14 protein-coding genes and 1 tRNA gene are annotated in these 14,279 nt (G+C 74.2%); 7 read left to right on the top strand and 8 right to left on the bottom strand.

From position 1 onward, the window contains the following. Positions 1 to 43: 43 nt before the first annotated feature. The 6 genes from LOK46_RS11215 to LOK46_RS11190 form a co-directional block, all read right to left on the bottom strand. Positions 44 to 1,969: a translation initiation factor 2 gene (locus LOK46_RS11215; protein ID WP_273563840.1), complete on the bottom strand. Its 1,926-nt coding sequence runs from the start codon at positions 1,967 to 1,969 to the stop codon at positions 44 to 46. 372 nt (positions 1,970 to 2,341) lie between these two features. After that, positions 2,342 to 3,049, bottom strand: a complete 708-nt coding sequence (locus tag LOK46_RS11210) for a uroporphyrinogen-III synthase (protein WP_273563839.1) — start codon at positions 3,047 to 3,049, stop codon at positions 2,342 to 2,344. Positions 3,050 to 3,052: 3 nt separating this feature from the next. Then, complete coding sequence (locus LOK46_RS11205; protein ID WP_273563838.1) at positions 3,053 to 3,928, bottom strand: aldose 1-epimerase family protein; 876 nt, start codon at positions 3,926 to 3,928, stop codon at positions 3,053 to 3,055. A gap of 76 nt (positions 3,929 to 4,004) precedes the next feature. Beyond that, entirely contained in the window at positions 4,005 to 5,756 is a 1,752-nt protein-coding gene (locus LOK46_RS11200) for an ABC transporter ATP-binding protein (protein WP_273563837.1), read from the bottom strand. A gap of 79 nt (positions 5,757 to 5,835) precedes the next feature. Beyond that, positions 5,836 to 6,204, bottom strand: coding sequence for a hypothetical protein (locus LOK46_RS11195; protein WP_273563836.1), 369 nt, complete (start codon positions 6,202 to 6,204; stop codon positions 5,836 to 5,838). 25 nt (positions 6,205 to 6,229) lie between these two features. Further along, positions 6,230 to 6,916 (bottom strand): DNA-binding protein, encoded by a 687-nt coding sequence (locus tag LOK46_RS11190; protein WP_273563835.1) that lies wholly within the window; start codon positions 6,914 to 6,916, stop codon positions 6,230 to 6,232. A gap of 328 nt (positions 6,917 to 7,244) precedes the next feature. On the opposite strand from LOK46_RS11190, the gene LOK46_RS11185 reads away from it, so the two are divergent. Both LOK46_RS11185 and LOK46_RS11180 read left to right on the top strand, forming a co-directional pair. Then, positions 7,245 to 7,910, top strand: a complete 666-nt coding sequence (locus LOK46_RS11185; RefSeq protein WP_020092230.1) for a response regulator transcription factor — start codon at positions 7,245 to 7,247, stop codon at positions 7,908 to 7,910. Continuing rightward, positions 7,910 to 9,241: a sensor histidine kinase gene (locus LOK46_RS11180; protein WP_273563834.1), complete on the top strand. Its 1,332-nt coding sequence runs from the start codon at positions 7,910 to 7,912 to the stop codon at positions 9,239 to 9,241. Before LOK46_RS11185 ends, LOK46_RS11180 begins: the two co-directional genes overlap by 1 nt. A 9-nt stretch (positions 9,242 to 9,250) precedes the next feature. Here the strand turns inward: LOK46_RS11180 and LOK46_RS11175 are convergent, their stop codons facing one another. Then, positions 9,251 to 10,642 (bottom strand): aminotransferase-like domain-containing protein, encoded by a 1,392-nt coding sequence (locus LOK46_RS11175; RefSeq protein ID WP_273563833.1) that lies wholly within the window; start codon positions 10,640 to 10,642, stop codon positions 9,251 to 9,253. Positions 10,643 to 10,756: 114 nt separating this feature from the next. Here LOK46_RS11175 and LOK46_RS11170 point away from each other — a divergent pair, with 114 nt between their 5' ends. Together LOK46_RS11170 and LOK46_RS11165 are read left to right on the top strand one after the other, a co-directional pair. Further along, positions 10,757 to 11,080, top strand: coding sequence for a DUF1127 domain-containing protein (locus tag LOK46_RS11170; protein ID WP_273563832.1), 324 nt, complete (start codon positions 10,757 to 10,759; stop codon positions 11,078 to 11,080). 95 nt (positions 11,081 to 11,175) lie between these two features. Further along, entirely contained in the window at positions 11,176 to 12,078 is a 903-nt protein-coding gene (locus tag LOK46_RS11165) for an EamA family transporter (protein ID WP_273563831.1), read from the top strand. A 93-nt stretch (positions 12,079 to 12,171) separates the two neighbouring features. Here the strand turns inward: LOK46_RS11165 and LOK46_RS11160 are convergent. Next, positions 12,172 to 12,248 (bottom strand) — tRNA-Asp (locus LOK46_RS11160). Between the two features lie 372 nt (positions 12,249 to 12,620). On the opposite strand from LOK46_RS11160, the gene LOK46_RS11155 reads away from it, so the two are divergent. From LOK46_RS11155 to LOK46_RS11145, 3 genes are read left to right on the top strand one after another with little or no spacing between them, the layout of a single operon-like run. After that, entirely contained in the window at positions 12,621 to 12,986 is a 366-nt protein-coding gene (locus tag LOK46_RS11155) for an NADH-quinone oxidoreductase subunit A (RefSeq protein WP_007560754.1), read from the top strand. A gap of 42 nt (positions 12,987 to 13,028) precedes the next feature. Further along, on the top strand, positions 13,029 to 13,616 hold the full coding sequence (locus LOK46_RS11150) for a NuoB/complex I 20 kDa subunit family protein (protein WP_010686017.1): 588 nt from the start codon (positions 13,029 to 13,031) through the stop codon (positions 13,614 to 13,616). 9 nt (positions 13,617 to 13,625) lie between these two features. Continuing rightward, positions 13,626 to 14,273 (top strand): NADH-quinone oxidoreductase subunit C, encoded by a 648-nt coding sequence (locus LOK46_RS11145; protein WP_273563830.1) that lies wholly within the window; start codon positions 13,626 to 13,628, stop codon positions 14,271 to 14,273. The last annotated feature ends 6 nt before the right edge of the window (positions 14,274 to 14,279 follow it).

Genomic DNA, 14,279 nt, shown 5'->3' with positions numbered 1-14,279 from the left:
GATGGTGCGGCCGCGCGGCGCGCGGATCGGGGCCCTCACCGGACTAGCGCCCGGGGGCGGCCTGGGCCGGCTGGGCGGCGCCGACCGGCAGGGCCTTGAAGGCGCCGTCGAGCAGCGCGCGCACGGCCTGCTCGGCCTCGGCCCGGGCCTTGAGCTTGGCGCCGAAATCCCCGGCCTGCTCCCGGGCCTCGGCCGGGAGCGCCGCGAAGGCCGCCGAGGCCGCCGTCAGGTCGCCGCGGTCGAGGGCCGCCTGGACCTTGCTCTCCGGATCGTCCGCGGCCTCGGGGGCGGGCGCGTCGGCCTTGCGGATCTGCACGAGACCGTCGGCCATGCTGAGGAGCTTGGTGCGGAAATCGCCGGTCTCGGCCGCGTCCTTGGCCCGCTGCGCCTGCCGCTTGGCCGCGATCCGCTCGGCGATCGGCCGGAACGTGTCGGCGAGATCCCCCGCCGAGGGGGCACCGCCCTCGGCGAAGGGCGCCAGCGCCTTGGCCTGCGCGTCGGTCCCCGGATCGAGCTTGCGCAGGGTCGCGAGCGGCTCGGCGTAGCTCGTCCCGGATTCCAGGGCGGCCGCCACGCGGTCGGCGACGACGACCCGGAGCGCTGCCTGGACGGTGCTGGCCTCGGCGCGCTGCGCCACGCTCTTGTCCAGAGCAGCGATCTGGTCGGCCTGCTCCTGCAGCCGCCGGTCGACCGCCTTCGCGGCCTCGGCGGCCTGGGCCTGTCCCGCCTCGGCGGCGGTGCGGCTCGCCTGGGTCGCTGCCTGGACCGCCTCGGTGGCGGCCTTCACCCGCGCGTCGACGGCCTGCTGCAGCGAGTCGAGGCGCTGCCCCAGGGCCGCGTCGGCCTCGGCGTTCGCCTTGGTCTTCTGCTCCACCTCGCTCTGTAGCGCCGCGACCTTCCGGGCGGCCTCCTCGGCAGCGCCCTTGTTGGCGCCGCCATCCTCCACCGCCTTCAGGCGGGTCTCGAGGTCGGCGATCTGCTTGGCGTTGTCCTGGACCACGCCGAGCTTCGAGTCGGCCGGCTGGTCGCGGCCGGGCTCCTGGCCGGGCTCCTCCTGCAGCGCCGCGACGCGCTGGTCGAGGCTGTCGAGGCGGGCGACGAGATCCGGCGGCACGGCCGGGGCCTGACCGGAGGACTGACCGGCAGCTTGCCCGTCGGCGGCGGACGCGGGCGCCGCGCCGGACTTGTCCAGGGCCTGCTTGGCGCTCGCCTCCGCGGCGGCGACGCGCTTGTCGAGCGCCGTCACCGCGTCGCGCGGGGCCAGCCCGTCGAGACGCTTGTCGAGGGACGCGAGCTGGCTGGAGAGCCTCTGGTCCAGGGCGTTCAGGCGCGGGTCGGGGCCGATCCCGGCCTTCTCGGCGCCGAACAGCAGGCCGGCGCCGATCACGCCGCCGAGCAGCCCCGCGGTCGCGAGCGAGCCGAACCCGGCCCGGGCCCGGCCGGAGGGTGCGGAGGCGCTTCGAGCGGGGTCGACGGCAGCCGCCGCGGGGATCGGGCCCTTCGGCGGCTCCTTGCCGTCCCTCGAGGCGTCCCTGGCGGCGTCCTTGGGAGCATCCTTGGAAGCATCCTTGGACGGCTCCTTGCCGGCGGCCGGCGGATCCGGGATCCGCTTGGCCTTCAGGTCGATGATCGGACCGGCCGTCACCGCGCTGGCCGCCGCCGGGCCCGCGGCACCGGAGGCGGATCCGCCCGGACGGGGACCGCCCTGCGGGCCTGTTCCGGGCTGCGCGGCCTTCGGATCGATCTTCGCTCCGGACGCGCCGGACGCGGTGGTGGACGCCGTCGACGACGACGCGGACGTTCCGGCCCTGGTGTCGGAGGCCGACGACGCGGCGCCCACCTTCACGGGATCGGGCTCGGCGCCGGCCGGCTGACCGGCCGGGCCGGTCGACGGCTTCAGGCTGTCGGCCCCGGAAGCCGTCTTGCCGGCGTCGGGCTTCGGATCGACCGTGCCGGGCTTGGCGGTCACGACCGGCTCGGTCGCCGGCCTGGGCGGCGTTCCGGGCGCGGATCCCTGCGGCCCTTTCGCGCCGCCGGCGGCGGTGGAAGACGTGGAGGCAGACATGGAGGCCGATGTCGCGGACGTCGTCGCGGACGTCGAGGCGGTGGACGCCGAGGTCGCGGCCGGTCGCGACGCGCCCGCGGGCGGGCTCGACTGCCCGGGCTTGCCGGGGGCGGCGTCCGGCTTCCGGCCGCCGGGACCGGGCTTGTCGGCGTCGCTGGGTGGTGGCGTCACGGGCAAGTCCTCCAACTCTTCGGCGTCGCCGCGCCCCCCTAGCACCGCGGCGGCGCCGGGCGCGAGGGCGAGATACGGCGGCCCGGCCTCCCTGTCACCGCGCGGTTAGCCCGGTCGCCCTGGCAGGGCGTCGAGCAGGTCCGCTTCGCGCGGGCGTGCCGCGACGAAATGGACCGGAACACCGGCCGCTTCCAGGGGTGCCGCAACATCCGGCGATAGGCAGTAATGCCTCAGCCGGCGGAAAGCTCCGCCGTGCTCCGATCCATCCGCGAGGGCAAGGGCGACGGCGGCGCTGCGCCGGGAATAGTGAAGGGCCGCCTCGAGGTGGTTCCCGGCGAGTTCGCGGCCGACCGCCGGGGGCAAACGCTCCAGCGCCTCGGCCCGGTAGGCCACGAAGGCCGTGACCCGGTATCCGGCCTCCGCCAGCGTCGCTGCCGGTTCCGGCTTGCGCTCGGCTCCCATCGCGTGGAGGAGCGGTTCGCCGGGCGGCAGCGTCGCCGCCACCAGGGCGGCGAGCCCCGCGGCGTCGCCGGGCCCCTCCCGCACGGGGTCTAGGCCGGCCTCGCGGGCCAGGGCGGCCGTCCGCGCGCCGACGGCGAAGACCGGGAGGCCGCGCAGGGCCGGCGCGTCCCGGAGCGCCGGCACCGCGTTGGCGCTGGTGAGGAGCAGCGCGGCGAAGGGTCCCACGGGCGGTACCGCCGCGGTCGGCCGCACCGCCAGGACGGGGGCCACGAGCGGCGCGTGGCCCAGGCCCGCGAGGGCCGCCCCAGTCCGCGTCGCCCCGGGCTCGGGCCGCGCCACCCAGATCCGCAAGGGCTAGGTCTCCAGCGTCAGGCGGACGCCGTGGCGCGCCGCGGCGCCGGGGGCGAGCAGGCGCTGCGAGTCGCGTTCCGCGAGGTCGCCCGCGAAGTCCGCCCAGTCGGCGTAGCCGGTCCAGCACTCGAGCGACAGGAACGGCGCGGTGGGCTTGGTCCAGACCGCCAGGTGGGGGAAATCCGCCATCTCCATGCGGATCGCCCGGCCGGGGCCGGTGAAGCGCATCCAGCGGCTGCGGGCGTTCCGGAACACGAAGGCCTCGGTGAAGAGCGCCGGATCGAGGGGCAGCGTGTCCCCGGCGAGGGGGATCGGCTGCTCGTCCCGCAGCAGCAGGCCGCCCGGGCCGACCTGGGGCGCGAAGGGCCGCTCCGCCCGCTCGAACGCCACCGCGTAGCCGCCATCCCGCGCGCGGGTGCCGCCCGCGAAGGGCCACGGGAAGGCCGGGTGGAAGCCGAGGGCGTAGGGCAGGGGGACGTCGCCGGGATTGGCGACGGTCACGTCGAGGTCGAGACCCGCCGGTCGGACCCGCGCGGCGACGTCGAGCCGGAACGCGAACGGGTAATGCGCCCGCGTCTCGGGCCCGTCGGTCAGGCGCAGGGTCACCGCGTCGGCGCGCCGGTCGACCACCGCGAAGGGCAGGTCCCGGGCGAAGCCGTGCTGGGCCATCGGGTAGCGCTCGGACCCGACCGTCACGTGCCCGCCCGCCGAGGCGCCGACCACCGGGAAGAGCCAGGGCGCGTGGCGGTTCCAGTGCTCGGGATCGCCGCTCCAGAGATACTCGGTCCCGCCGACCCGCCAGGAGACCGGCTCGGCCCCGTGGGTCGCGAGCGTCGCGGTGGTGCCGTCCGGTGCGGTCAGCTCGATGCGCGTGGTCACGGTGCTCTCCCGGTCTGCCTCGGAGAGCCGAGGTAACGGAGGCGGGGCCGGACGCAAGGCCCCCGCGAGCGGTTGCTCAGGCCGCCGTTCCGAGCCCCGGCAGGACCGCCTCGGGCGGACCGGAGGCGACGATCCGGCCGGCCTCCAGGACGTGGACCGCGTCGGCGCCCTCCAGGGTCGAGAGGCGGTGGGCGATCAGGATCAGCGTCCGCCGGCCCGAGAGGGCGCGCAGCGCCAGCATCACGGCCGCCTGCGTCTCGTCGTCGAGGGCCGAGGTCGCTTCGTCGAAGACGATCACGTCCGGGTCGTGGTAGAGTGCCCGGGCGATGCCGACGCGCTGGCGCTGGCCGCCGGACAGCCGCGCCCCGCGCTCGCCGACCCGCTCGGCGTAGCCGTGCGGCAGGGCGGCGACGAAGTCGTGGGCGCCGGCGAGCCGCGCCGCCCGCTCGACGGCGGCGAGGTCCGGCGCGTCGAGGCCCAGCGCGATGTTCTCCGCCACGGTCCCGTCCACCAGGAACACCTCCTGCGGCACGTAGCCGATCCGGTTCTGCCACGCGGGCAGGGTGCCGGCATCGAGGGGCCGGCCGTCCACGGTGATCCGCCCTGCGGTCGGGCTCAGCACGCCGAGGATCAGGCCCGCCAGCGTCGACTTGCCCGAGCCGGTGCGCCCGGCGAGGCCGACCGTGGCGTTGACCGGGATCGTCAGGTCGATCCCGGCGAGGGCCGGACGGCCGGTGCCGTAGTCGAAGCCGAGGCCCTCGAGCCGGATCGCCCGCGCGAAGGGCAGCCGCTCCGCGGTGCGGGGCCGGGGCTCGCGCTCGTCGGCGAGCTCGTCGACGATCACCCGCACCGCCGGCAGGGTGAAGCGCATCAGCGCCACCGAGGTGAAGATGTTCTGGAAGGCCGGCAGCATGCGGTAGCCCGCGAAGGCGAACAGGCCGAGCAGCGGCAGGATCCCGGCGACGTCGAGCCCCTGGGCCAGCGCGAACAGCACCACCACGATCACCCCGCCGAAGGCCAGGGCCTCGATGACGAAGCGCGGCATCTGGCCGGTGAGCTGGCTCGCCGCGGTGGCGAGGGCGTAGGCCCGGGCCGGGGCGTCGAACCGCGACGCGAACGCCTCCGCGCGCCCGTAGAGCTTCAGCTCGGTGAGCGCCCCGAAGGTCTCCTGCACGATCCGGAAGCGGGCCTCGTTGTCGGCGACGGTGCGGCTTCCCAGCCGCGCCAGCCGGGCGCGCATCACGAGGTAGATCCCGACGTAGAGGCCGCCGAAGCCGCCCCCCAGGATCAGCGCGAGCTGCGGCGCGTAGGCCAGCAGGAAGGCGATCACCGCGAGCGCCGAACTCGCCCGCGAGGCGAGGACAGTGGCGGGCGTCAGGGCGCCGATCACCAGCCGGTCGGTCTCCGACAGCACGTTCTTGGCGAGCTCGGCGCTGTTGGCCTTCGCGAAGAACAGCCGCTCCCGGTCGAGGTAGCGGAACAGCAGCCGCCGGCTGAGGCTGTAGCCGGCCAGGTGCGTGAACCGGAGCTGCGCGTAGGTCAGCCCGGCATTCACCAGCGCGGTGACGAGGATCGCCGCGAGCGCCGCGCCACCGGTCACCAGCAGGAAGCCGCGCTCGTCGGTCAGGCCGAGGGCGCCCCGGGCCTGGGCCAGGTAGGGGATCCGGGTCGCCGCCGACGGGTCCCCGACCAGCGTCAGGAACGGGATCACCGAAGCGACGCCCACGACCTCGAGCAGCGCCGCCGCCGCGAGGCCGAGGGCGATCAGGGCGAGCCGGCGCCGGTCGGCCGCCCGCATGGCGCGGACGAGGTCGATCAGCGCACGCATGGCATCGCGGGGTCTGGCAGGACGGCTCGCATGGTCGGGCCGGGCTTAAGCGCGCCGTCCCGGCCTGTCCACGCCGGGCTCAGTCGAGCTTCTTCAGGGCGCCCAGGTCGACCTCGCCGTCCTGGCCGGTGAAGGTCAGGGTCTTGGCGGTCCCGTCCCCCTGCGCGACGCCGCCGATCCGGTGGTCGCCGCTGTCGTAGGTCGAGACCTGCCCGTCGCGGTCGACGAGGAGGCGGCGCTTGTCCGGGAAGAACGCGTACTTCATCCCGTTCTGCGCGCCGCTTGTCGCGGGCTCGCCGAGATCCTTCGGCCACCAGGGCTCCGCGCCCTTCATCGGCTTCATCGGCTCCATGGGCTTCATGGGTTCCATCGGCTTCATCGGCTCCACGGCGCGCACCTCCTGTCCGGCGAGAGACAGGACGACGCGGCAGGCGCGGAAGGGTTGCACGCGGGCCCTCCCGCCCGGGCCCGGCTCAGAGCGGCGGCAGCCCCGGCACCGGGCGCTCCCGCACCTGGCCGTCGAAGCCGACGTGAAGCTGGTGCTCGCGGCCGTCCCGGTCCTTCGCGGCCACCTCGAAATGACGCGGCCCGCGGCCCGTGACCCGCACGTCGCCGTAGCCCGCCGCCTGGACCGAAGCGGTCAGGGCGGTCACGTCGGGCTTCGGCCCGAGGCCGAGCCGGTCCTTGGCCCAGTCCAGGCTGCCGGTCGGAGGGCCGCCGGCCGGCCCGAGCAGCAGCGTGCGCCCGTCCCCGTGGGTCAGGACCCGGGCGTGCAGGAAGCCGGTCTCGAAGCGGCCCTGCACCGTCACGGTCTCACCCTTGGCGACGAGGCCGCCGCCCTCGCCCTCGCGGCCCGTTTCCACGAGGGCCCGCCCGGTGCCGTCCTGCACCACGAACTTGTTGCCGAAGATCTCCGCGACCTCGCCCTTGATGGCTGTCGCGCCCGACGGGGTCAGGGCCTGGATGGCCACCGGCGCGACCGGCGTCGGCTGGAACGGCGTTCCCTGCGCCAGGGACAGGCCGACGGCGCCCAGGGCCAGCGGCAGCGCCACCGCGCCGACCACCCAGGGCCGCCGCGGGACCGCCCTCGACGCCGGCCTGGCGGCCTCGGGCTCGCGGACCTCCCGCGCGGTCCCGTCGATGGTCTTGTCGTCGCTCATGGTCTCGTCCTCTGAAGGGTCCGGATCCGCTCGATCCGATGCCCCTTCCTAGGGAGCCGCCGGCAATCCGGCCTGAACCGCGCGGTTCAGGCCCGGTTAAACGCACCGTCCTAGAGCGCTCCGTGTGGAACCCGTGCGGGTTCAGAGGCTTGGCAGCGGGCACTGATGCGGGCCGGAAGGTCGACGCCCGCGCGGCCGTCCCGGCAGCTCAGGTGAGGCCACGGCCCTAAGTCCTGGCGGCATTGGGCGAAACCGGCCGCCCGCCCGGCGCATCGTTCCGCCGGCGGTCGAATCCGGCCGCCGAGTGCCAGACGGGGAGGTGAGACCGGTGAAGATCCTGCTGGTGGAGGACGACGCCGCCCTCGCGGCGGAGGTCGCCAAGGTCCTGCGCGCCGAGAACTTCGTGCTCGACCACGCCGCCACCGGCGAGGACGCCCAGCATCTCGGCGAGACCGAGGGCTACGACGCCGTCGTGCTCGATCTCGGCCTGCCGAAGGGCGACGGGGTCTCGGTGCTGCGGGCCTGGCGCGGGGCCGGACGGACCCTGCCGGTGCTGGTGCTGACCGCCCGGGACGGCTGGAGCGACAAGGTCGCGGCCTTCAAGGCGGGGGCGGACGACTATCTCGTGAAGCCGGTCCGCGTGGAGGAGCTGGTGATCCGCCTGCGCGCCCTCGTGCGCCGGTCCCAGGGCGGAGGCGCGAGCCGGATCACCTGCGGTCCCCTGAGCTTCGATCCGGGCCTCGGCGCCTTCGAGCACGAGGGCCTGCCGCTCAAGCTCACCGGCCTGGAATGGCGGGTCCTATCCTGCCTGATGCTGAACCGCGAGACCGTGGTGCCGCGCCCGCACCTGATCGAGCGGGTCTACGAGGGGGACGCCGACGTCGATTCGAACTCCGTCGAGGTGATCATCACGCGCCTGCGCCGGAAGATCGCCCCGGCGCGGATCGAGAGCGTGCGCGGCCACGGCTACCGCCTGCACGCGGAGCCCGCCTAATGGCGGCGACGGCGCGGCGCCGCTCGCTCCGCACACGGCTGCTCGCGTCGGCCCTGGTGCTGGTGCTGGCGGCCCTGGTGGTGGCGGGCCTCGCCATCGGGGTGATCCTGCACCGCTTCGTGCGCGGGCAGCTCGACGGCCGGCTCGACGCGCAGATCGTCGCCCTGCGGGCCGGGCTCGAGGCCGGGATCCTCCCGCAGGATCTCGACGCGCCGCCCTTCGACCGGCCCGGCCCCGGCTGGGCCTGGGAGGTGCGCCGCGGCGGCGAGACGATTCGCTCCGGCTCCCTGCGCGGCGGGGACATCCGCCTGTCCGATCCGGGACCGGACGACGAGCCGGGCCGGCCGCGCCCGGCCTCGGGCACGGGCCCGCGCGGCGAGCCCCTCGTCGCCCGCGTGCTCGCCGTGCCCGGGCCCGGGCCCGAGCCGGCGACGATCGTGGTGGCGGCGCCGGAGGGGGAGCTGCGCGGGCCGCTGCGCGAGGCGCTGACGAGCCTCGCCCTGGCGCTCGGCATCCTCGGCCTGTGCCTGCTCGCCGGCCTGGCCTTCCAGGTGCGCCTCGGCCTCGCGCCGCTGACGCGCCTGCGCGCGGACCTCGCGTCGGTCAGGGCGGGGCGGCGCGAGCGCGTGCCGGCGGACCAACCGGCCGAGATCGCGCCGATGGTGGCGGAACTCAACGCGCTCCTCGACCAGAACGCGCAGAACCTGGAGCGCGCCCGCGGCCACGTCGCCAACCTCGCCCACGCCCTCAAGACGCCGCTCGCCACCCTGTCGATGGCGCTCGCCGAGCCCGCCCGCGACCCGGACGGCGCGCTGCGCCGGCAGGTGGACGACATGGACCGGCGGGTGCGGCACCACCTCCGGCGCGCCCGCGCGGCGGCCCTGGCGGGTTCGGCCCGGGGCCGCACGGCCCTGGCGCCCCGGCTGTCGGACCTGCGCGCGGCGCTGACCCGGATCCACGCCGAGAAGGGCGCGGCGATCGACCTCGACGTCCCGGAGACCCTGTCGGTCTCCTGCGAGGGCCAGGATCTCGACGAGATGCTCGGCAACCTCGTGGACAATGCCTGCCGCTGGTGCCGCGGCCGCGTGCGGGTCTCGGCGGCGGCGCGCGACGGCGCGGTGGCCGTAGTCGTGGAGGATGACGGGCCCGGCCTCGACCCGGAGGCGGCCTCCGCCGTCATGGCCCGGGGCCGGCGCCTCGACGAGGGCGTGCCGGGCCACGGCTTCGGGCTGCCGATCACCCTGGAGCTCGCCGAGCTGTACGGCGGTGGCCTGAGCCTCGGGCGGTCGGATCTCGGCGGCCTGCGGGCGGAGCTGCGGCTGCCGGCCTGACCGGGCCCCTCAGCCCAGCGCCTCCCGGAGGATCGGCCGGATCCGCGGATCGGCGCAGTGGGCGACGTTGAAGCGCATGTAGCCGTTCCACGCCTCCGACAGGCTGAACGACGTCCCGGGCGCCAGCACCATGCCGCGGGCCAGCGCCCGGCGGGCGACGTCGGCCCCGTCGCGCCCGTCGGGCAGCCGCATCCACAGGAAGAAGCCGCCCCGCGGCTGCGCCCAGGTCTCCAGGCCGCAGGCGCGCAGCTCCGCGGAGGCCTGCACCATCGCGCCGGCGAGCCGGCGGCGGGTCTCGGCGAGGTGTCGTCGGTAGGCGCCCTCGGTGATCAGGGCGTGCACCAGCGCGGCCGTGATGTGGCCGTTGCCGAGGCTGAGCGCCAGCTTGAGGTCGACCAGCGGCTCGACCCAGTCGGCCCGGAGCGCGATCCAGCCGCAGCGCGCGGCCGCCGACAGGGTCTTGGAGAAGCTGCCGATCTGGATCACCCGCTCCAGCCCGTCGAAGCCGGCGAGCCGCGGAGCGGCCTCGGGCTCGAGGTCGCCGAAGATCTCGTCCTCGACGATGAGCGTGTCGTGCGCCTCGCACAGCTTGAGGAGCCGGTGCGCCACGGTCGGCGCGAGGCTCGCCCCGGTCGGATTCTGGAGGGCCGCGTTGGTCAGGTAGAAGCGCGGCCGGTGCTGCTCCAGCAGGGTCGCGAGCGCCTGCAGGTCCGGCCCCTCCGGCGTGATCGGCACGCCGACCACCGCGACGCGCTGCGCGCGCAGCAGCGCCAGGAAGTTGAAGTAGCAGGGATCGTCCACCAGCACGGTGTCGCCGGGCTGGAGCAGGAAGCGGCAGACGAGGTCCAGCGCCTGCGTGGCCGATTCGACCAGCACGATCTGGTCGGGCTCGGCGCCGACGCCCTTCTCGCCGACCTTGCGGGCGATCTGGTGGCGCAGGGGCTCGTAGCCCAGGGGCCGGTCGTAGTTGGTCATCTCGGCGAGGTCGGCGCGGGCCACCCGGCGCAGGCCCCGGCGGATGGCCTCGTGGGGCATCCAGGAATCGGGCAGCCAGCCGGCCCCGGGCTTCAGCTGGTCGGAGCCGGCCTGCTGCGCCTGCCGGGTGATCCAGAGCGGGTCGACGATTCGGTCGAGCCGGGGCCCCATCGCCTGGAGCGAGAGCGGCCGGGTCTTGCCGGCGACGTAGAAGCCCGAGCCCGGCCGCGGCACCACGGCGCCCTCGGCGGCGAGGCGCTCGTAGGCCTCGACGACGGTGGATTTCGAGACGCCCATCGTCTCCGCGAAGGCCCGCACCGAGGGGATCCGCACGCCCGGGACCAGCCGCCGCGCCGCGATCCGCTCGCGGATCTCGCCGACCACGGCCTCGACGCGCGTCCCGGGACTTCTGACTGCGATCGCCATCCGTACTGCTCTTTCGTCCGGACAATTCTTCCGAACCGTACCGAAGTGTTCCTGTCGCCGCCAGCCCCCGGCCGCCAGGATCGTGACGCCCCAGAACGATGGAGGAGGGGATCCATGACCCAGTGCCTGATCGAAACCGGCGACCTCGAAGCCCGGATCTCAACCCGGCCCGGATCGCGGAGCGGATGGCTCGCCCGGATGGCCAAGTCGGTGCTGGCCGTCGCCGCGTCGGCGCGCGCCGGCCTGTCGCGGACGGCGATGAACCGGCGCGTGCTCCAGCGCCTGTCGACCCTGTCCGACCGGGAGTTGAGGGATATCGGCCTGACGCCGCAGGACGTGGCGGATGCCTGCGTGCCGGGCACGGGCGACGCGATCCACCTGCTGGTCGGCCGGCGCGACGAGCGCCGCCGGGTCCGGGCGGCCGTGCGGCCCTGGTGACGCGGTGGCGACGCGGTGGCGACGCGGTGGCGACGCGGTGGCGACGCGGTGCTGAAGCGATGGTGACGCGACGGAGCGCGGCGTAGGATGCGCCCATGACGCTGCGCGACGGGCTCGCCGCAATCCTGGTGGTCACCATCCTCGGGCTGGCCTTCGTGGCCATCAAGGTCGGCCTGGAGACGGTGCCGCCGCTGATGCTGTGTGCCCTGCGCTTCGGCTTCGCGGCCCTGCCGGCGGCGCTGGTGATCCGGCCGCCCCGGGCCCCCGTCGCCCTGGTGGCCGGATTCGGCCTCGCCCTCGGGGTCGGCCAGTTCGGGCTGCTGATGACGGCGATCCGCCTCGGCATGCCGGCCGGGCTGTCGTCGCTGCTCATCCAGGTCCAGGTCCCCTTCACGGTGGCGCTCGCCTGGGCGCTGCAGGGGGAGCGCCCGCGGGGGCTTCAGGTCCTGGGCGGCGGCATCGCGCTCATCGGCGTCGCCGCGGTGGCGCTCGGGCGGAGCGGAGGCGCCCCACTCGGCCCGCTGCTCCTCGTCGTCGGCGCGGCCCTGGCCTGGGCGAGCGCGAACGTCATCGTGAAGCGGATCGGCCGGGTCGACCGACTGGCGCTGATGGTCTGGGGCAGCCTCGCCACGACGCCGCCCCTGCTCATCCTGTCGCTGATCAGCGAGGGAACGGACGCCCTGGCGCCGCTGACGCATCCGAGCTGGGGCGCGATCGGATCGGTCGCGTTCCAGGCCTACCCGACGACGCTCCTCGCCTTCGGCCTCTGGAACGGGCTCCTGACCCGCTACCCGGCGGCCGCCGTGACCCCCTTCGCCCTGCTGGTGCCGGTGGCTGGCATCCTGAGCACGCACCTCGTCCTGGGCGAGCCGCTGAGCGCCGACATCCTGGCCGGGGGCGGCCTGATCCTGACGGGAATCGCCCTGAGCCTGCGCGGCACCCGGCCGGGCGCGGTCGCTCGGCAGAGACCTGACCCCGAATCGTCGAAGGTCGCCTGACCGTTCGGCCGGGAGCGGCACGGCTCGCTCCAACCGGCGCGCGATCGCGTCGGCTCGGTGCACCGCGAGATATCGAAAGGGGATCAGGGGACGTGGCGCGGGCGACGGGGCTCGAACCCGCGACCTCCGGCGTGACAGGCCGGCACTCTAACCAACTGAGCTACGCCCGCACGGCGTGGTCGCTTCGAAGGGGCGTTTCGCCCGGCGACGGGGCGGGGTTTATGGGGCGCCCGGGGCCCTGTCAAGCGCATCCGCCACGGATTCGTATCCGCGCCGTTCGAGGCCCTCGGGCACAGGCATACCAGCCCCCCGACTCGGGGCCTGCGCGCTTCCGTCGTGTTGTATCGCGGCCGCGCAAGCCCATCTCCGACATGTCTGACAGGAAGGCTGACAGCGCGCTTTGTGCGACGCGACAAGCCATTGTCACGGGCCGGCGGCTCGACTAAGCCTCCGGCCGCGCGCATCCTGGCATAAGAACAATTCCACGGGCGGATCCGGGTCGGCGTCGCACCGCGGTTTCACTCGTCTCGCGAGGCCCTGGCATGACCGGATTGTTGGCGGATTACCTGCCGCTCATCGTGTTCATCGGCGTGGCGCTGTTCATCGCCACGGCTCTGCTGGTCGTCCCGTTCCTGGTGGCCTTCAAGAGCCCGGATCCCGAGAAGCTCTCGGCCTACGAGTGCGGCTTCAACGCGTTCGACGATGCCCGCATGAAGTTCGACGTGCGCTTCTACCTCGTCGCCATCCTGTTCATCATCTTCGACCTCGAGGTCGCGTTCCTCTTCCCCTGGGCGATCACCTTCGGGGATCTGGGCTGGTTCGGCTTCTGGTCGATGATCGTCTTCCTGGGCGTGCTGACCGTCGGCTTCGTCTACGAGTGGCGCAAGGGCGCCCTCGAATGGGATTGATGTCCCGCCGCTCGCCGCCCGCACTGAATTCCTGAGTCGCCGATGGCCCTGATCACCGATACCAACCGCGCCCCCGCGATCGCGCCCCAGCCGAAGGGGATCATCGATCCCAACACCGGCCGCCCGATCGGCGCGGACGACCCGACCTTCCTGTCGATCAGCGACGAGCTGGCCGACCGGGGCTTCCTGCTCACCACCACGGACGAGCTGATCAACTGGGCCCGCACGGGCTCGCTGATGTGGATGACCTTCGGTCTCGCCTGCTGCGCGGTCGAGATGATGCAGATGTCGATGCCGCGCTACGATTGCGAGCGATTCGGCTTCGCCCCGCGCGGCTCGCCGCGCCAGTCCGACGTGATGATCGTCGCCGGCACGCTCACCAACAAGATGGCCCCGGCGCTGCGCAAGGTCTACGACCAGATGCCGGAGCCGCGCTACGTCATCTCGATGGGCTCCTGCGCCAACGGCGGCGGCTACTACCACTACTCCTACTCGGTGGTGCGCGGCTGCGACCGGGTGGTGCCGGTGGACATCTACGTGCCCGGCTGCCCGCCCACCGCCGAGGCGCTGCTCTACGGCGTGCTGCTGCTGCAGAAGAAGATCCGCCGGACCGGCACGATCGAGCGCTGAGGAGCGGCCATGACGAACGGCATCTCGATCCTCCCCCACACCCAGCCGGTCTACGGCGAGGACGCGGTCGCGGCCATGGCCGAGCGCGTCGTCGGCGCGCTGGGGCCGGCGGTGGTCTCCCACAGCATCGCGTTCGGCGAGCTGACGCTGGTGATCCAGGCCTCCGACATCGTCTACGCGCTCACCTACCTGCGCGACGATCCGGCCTGCGCGTTCCGCAACTTCATCGACATTTGCGGCGTGGACTACCCGCAGCGCGAGAAGCGCTTCGACGTGGTCTACCACCTGCTCTCCCTGCGCCATAACCTGCGCATCCGGCTGAAGGTGCAGACCGACGAGGTGACGCCGGTCCCCTCGGTGATCGAGGTCTTCCCGGCGGCCAACTGGTACGAGCGCGAGACCTACGACCTCTACGGGATCCTGTTCTCGGGCCATCCCGACCTGCGCCGCCTGCTGACCGATTACGGCTTCGAGGGGCACCCCCTGCGCAAGGACTTCCCGCTCACCGGCTTCGTCGAGGTCCGCTACGACCAGGACCAGGCGCGGGTCGTCTACGAGCCGGTGCAGCTGACGCAGGAATTCCGGAACTTCGACTTCTTGTCGCCGTGGGAAGGCACCGACTACGTGCTGCCCGGCGACGAGAAGAAGTCGGCATGAGCCGCG

Origin of the sequence: Methylobacterium sp. NMS14P (assembly GCF_028583545.1) — a bacterium.
In the GTDB taxonomy this organism is placed as follows: domain Bacteria; phylum Pseudomonadota; class Alphaproteobacteria; order Rhizobiales; family Beijerinckiaceae; genus Methylobacterium.
This window is presented reverse-complemented; position numbering and strand designations above follow the sequence as displayed.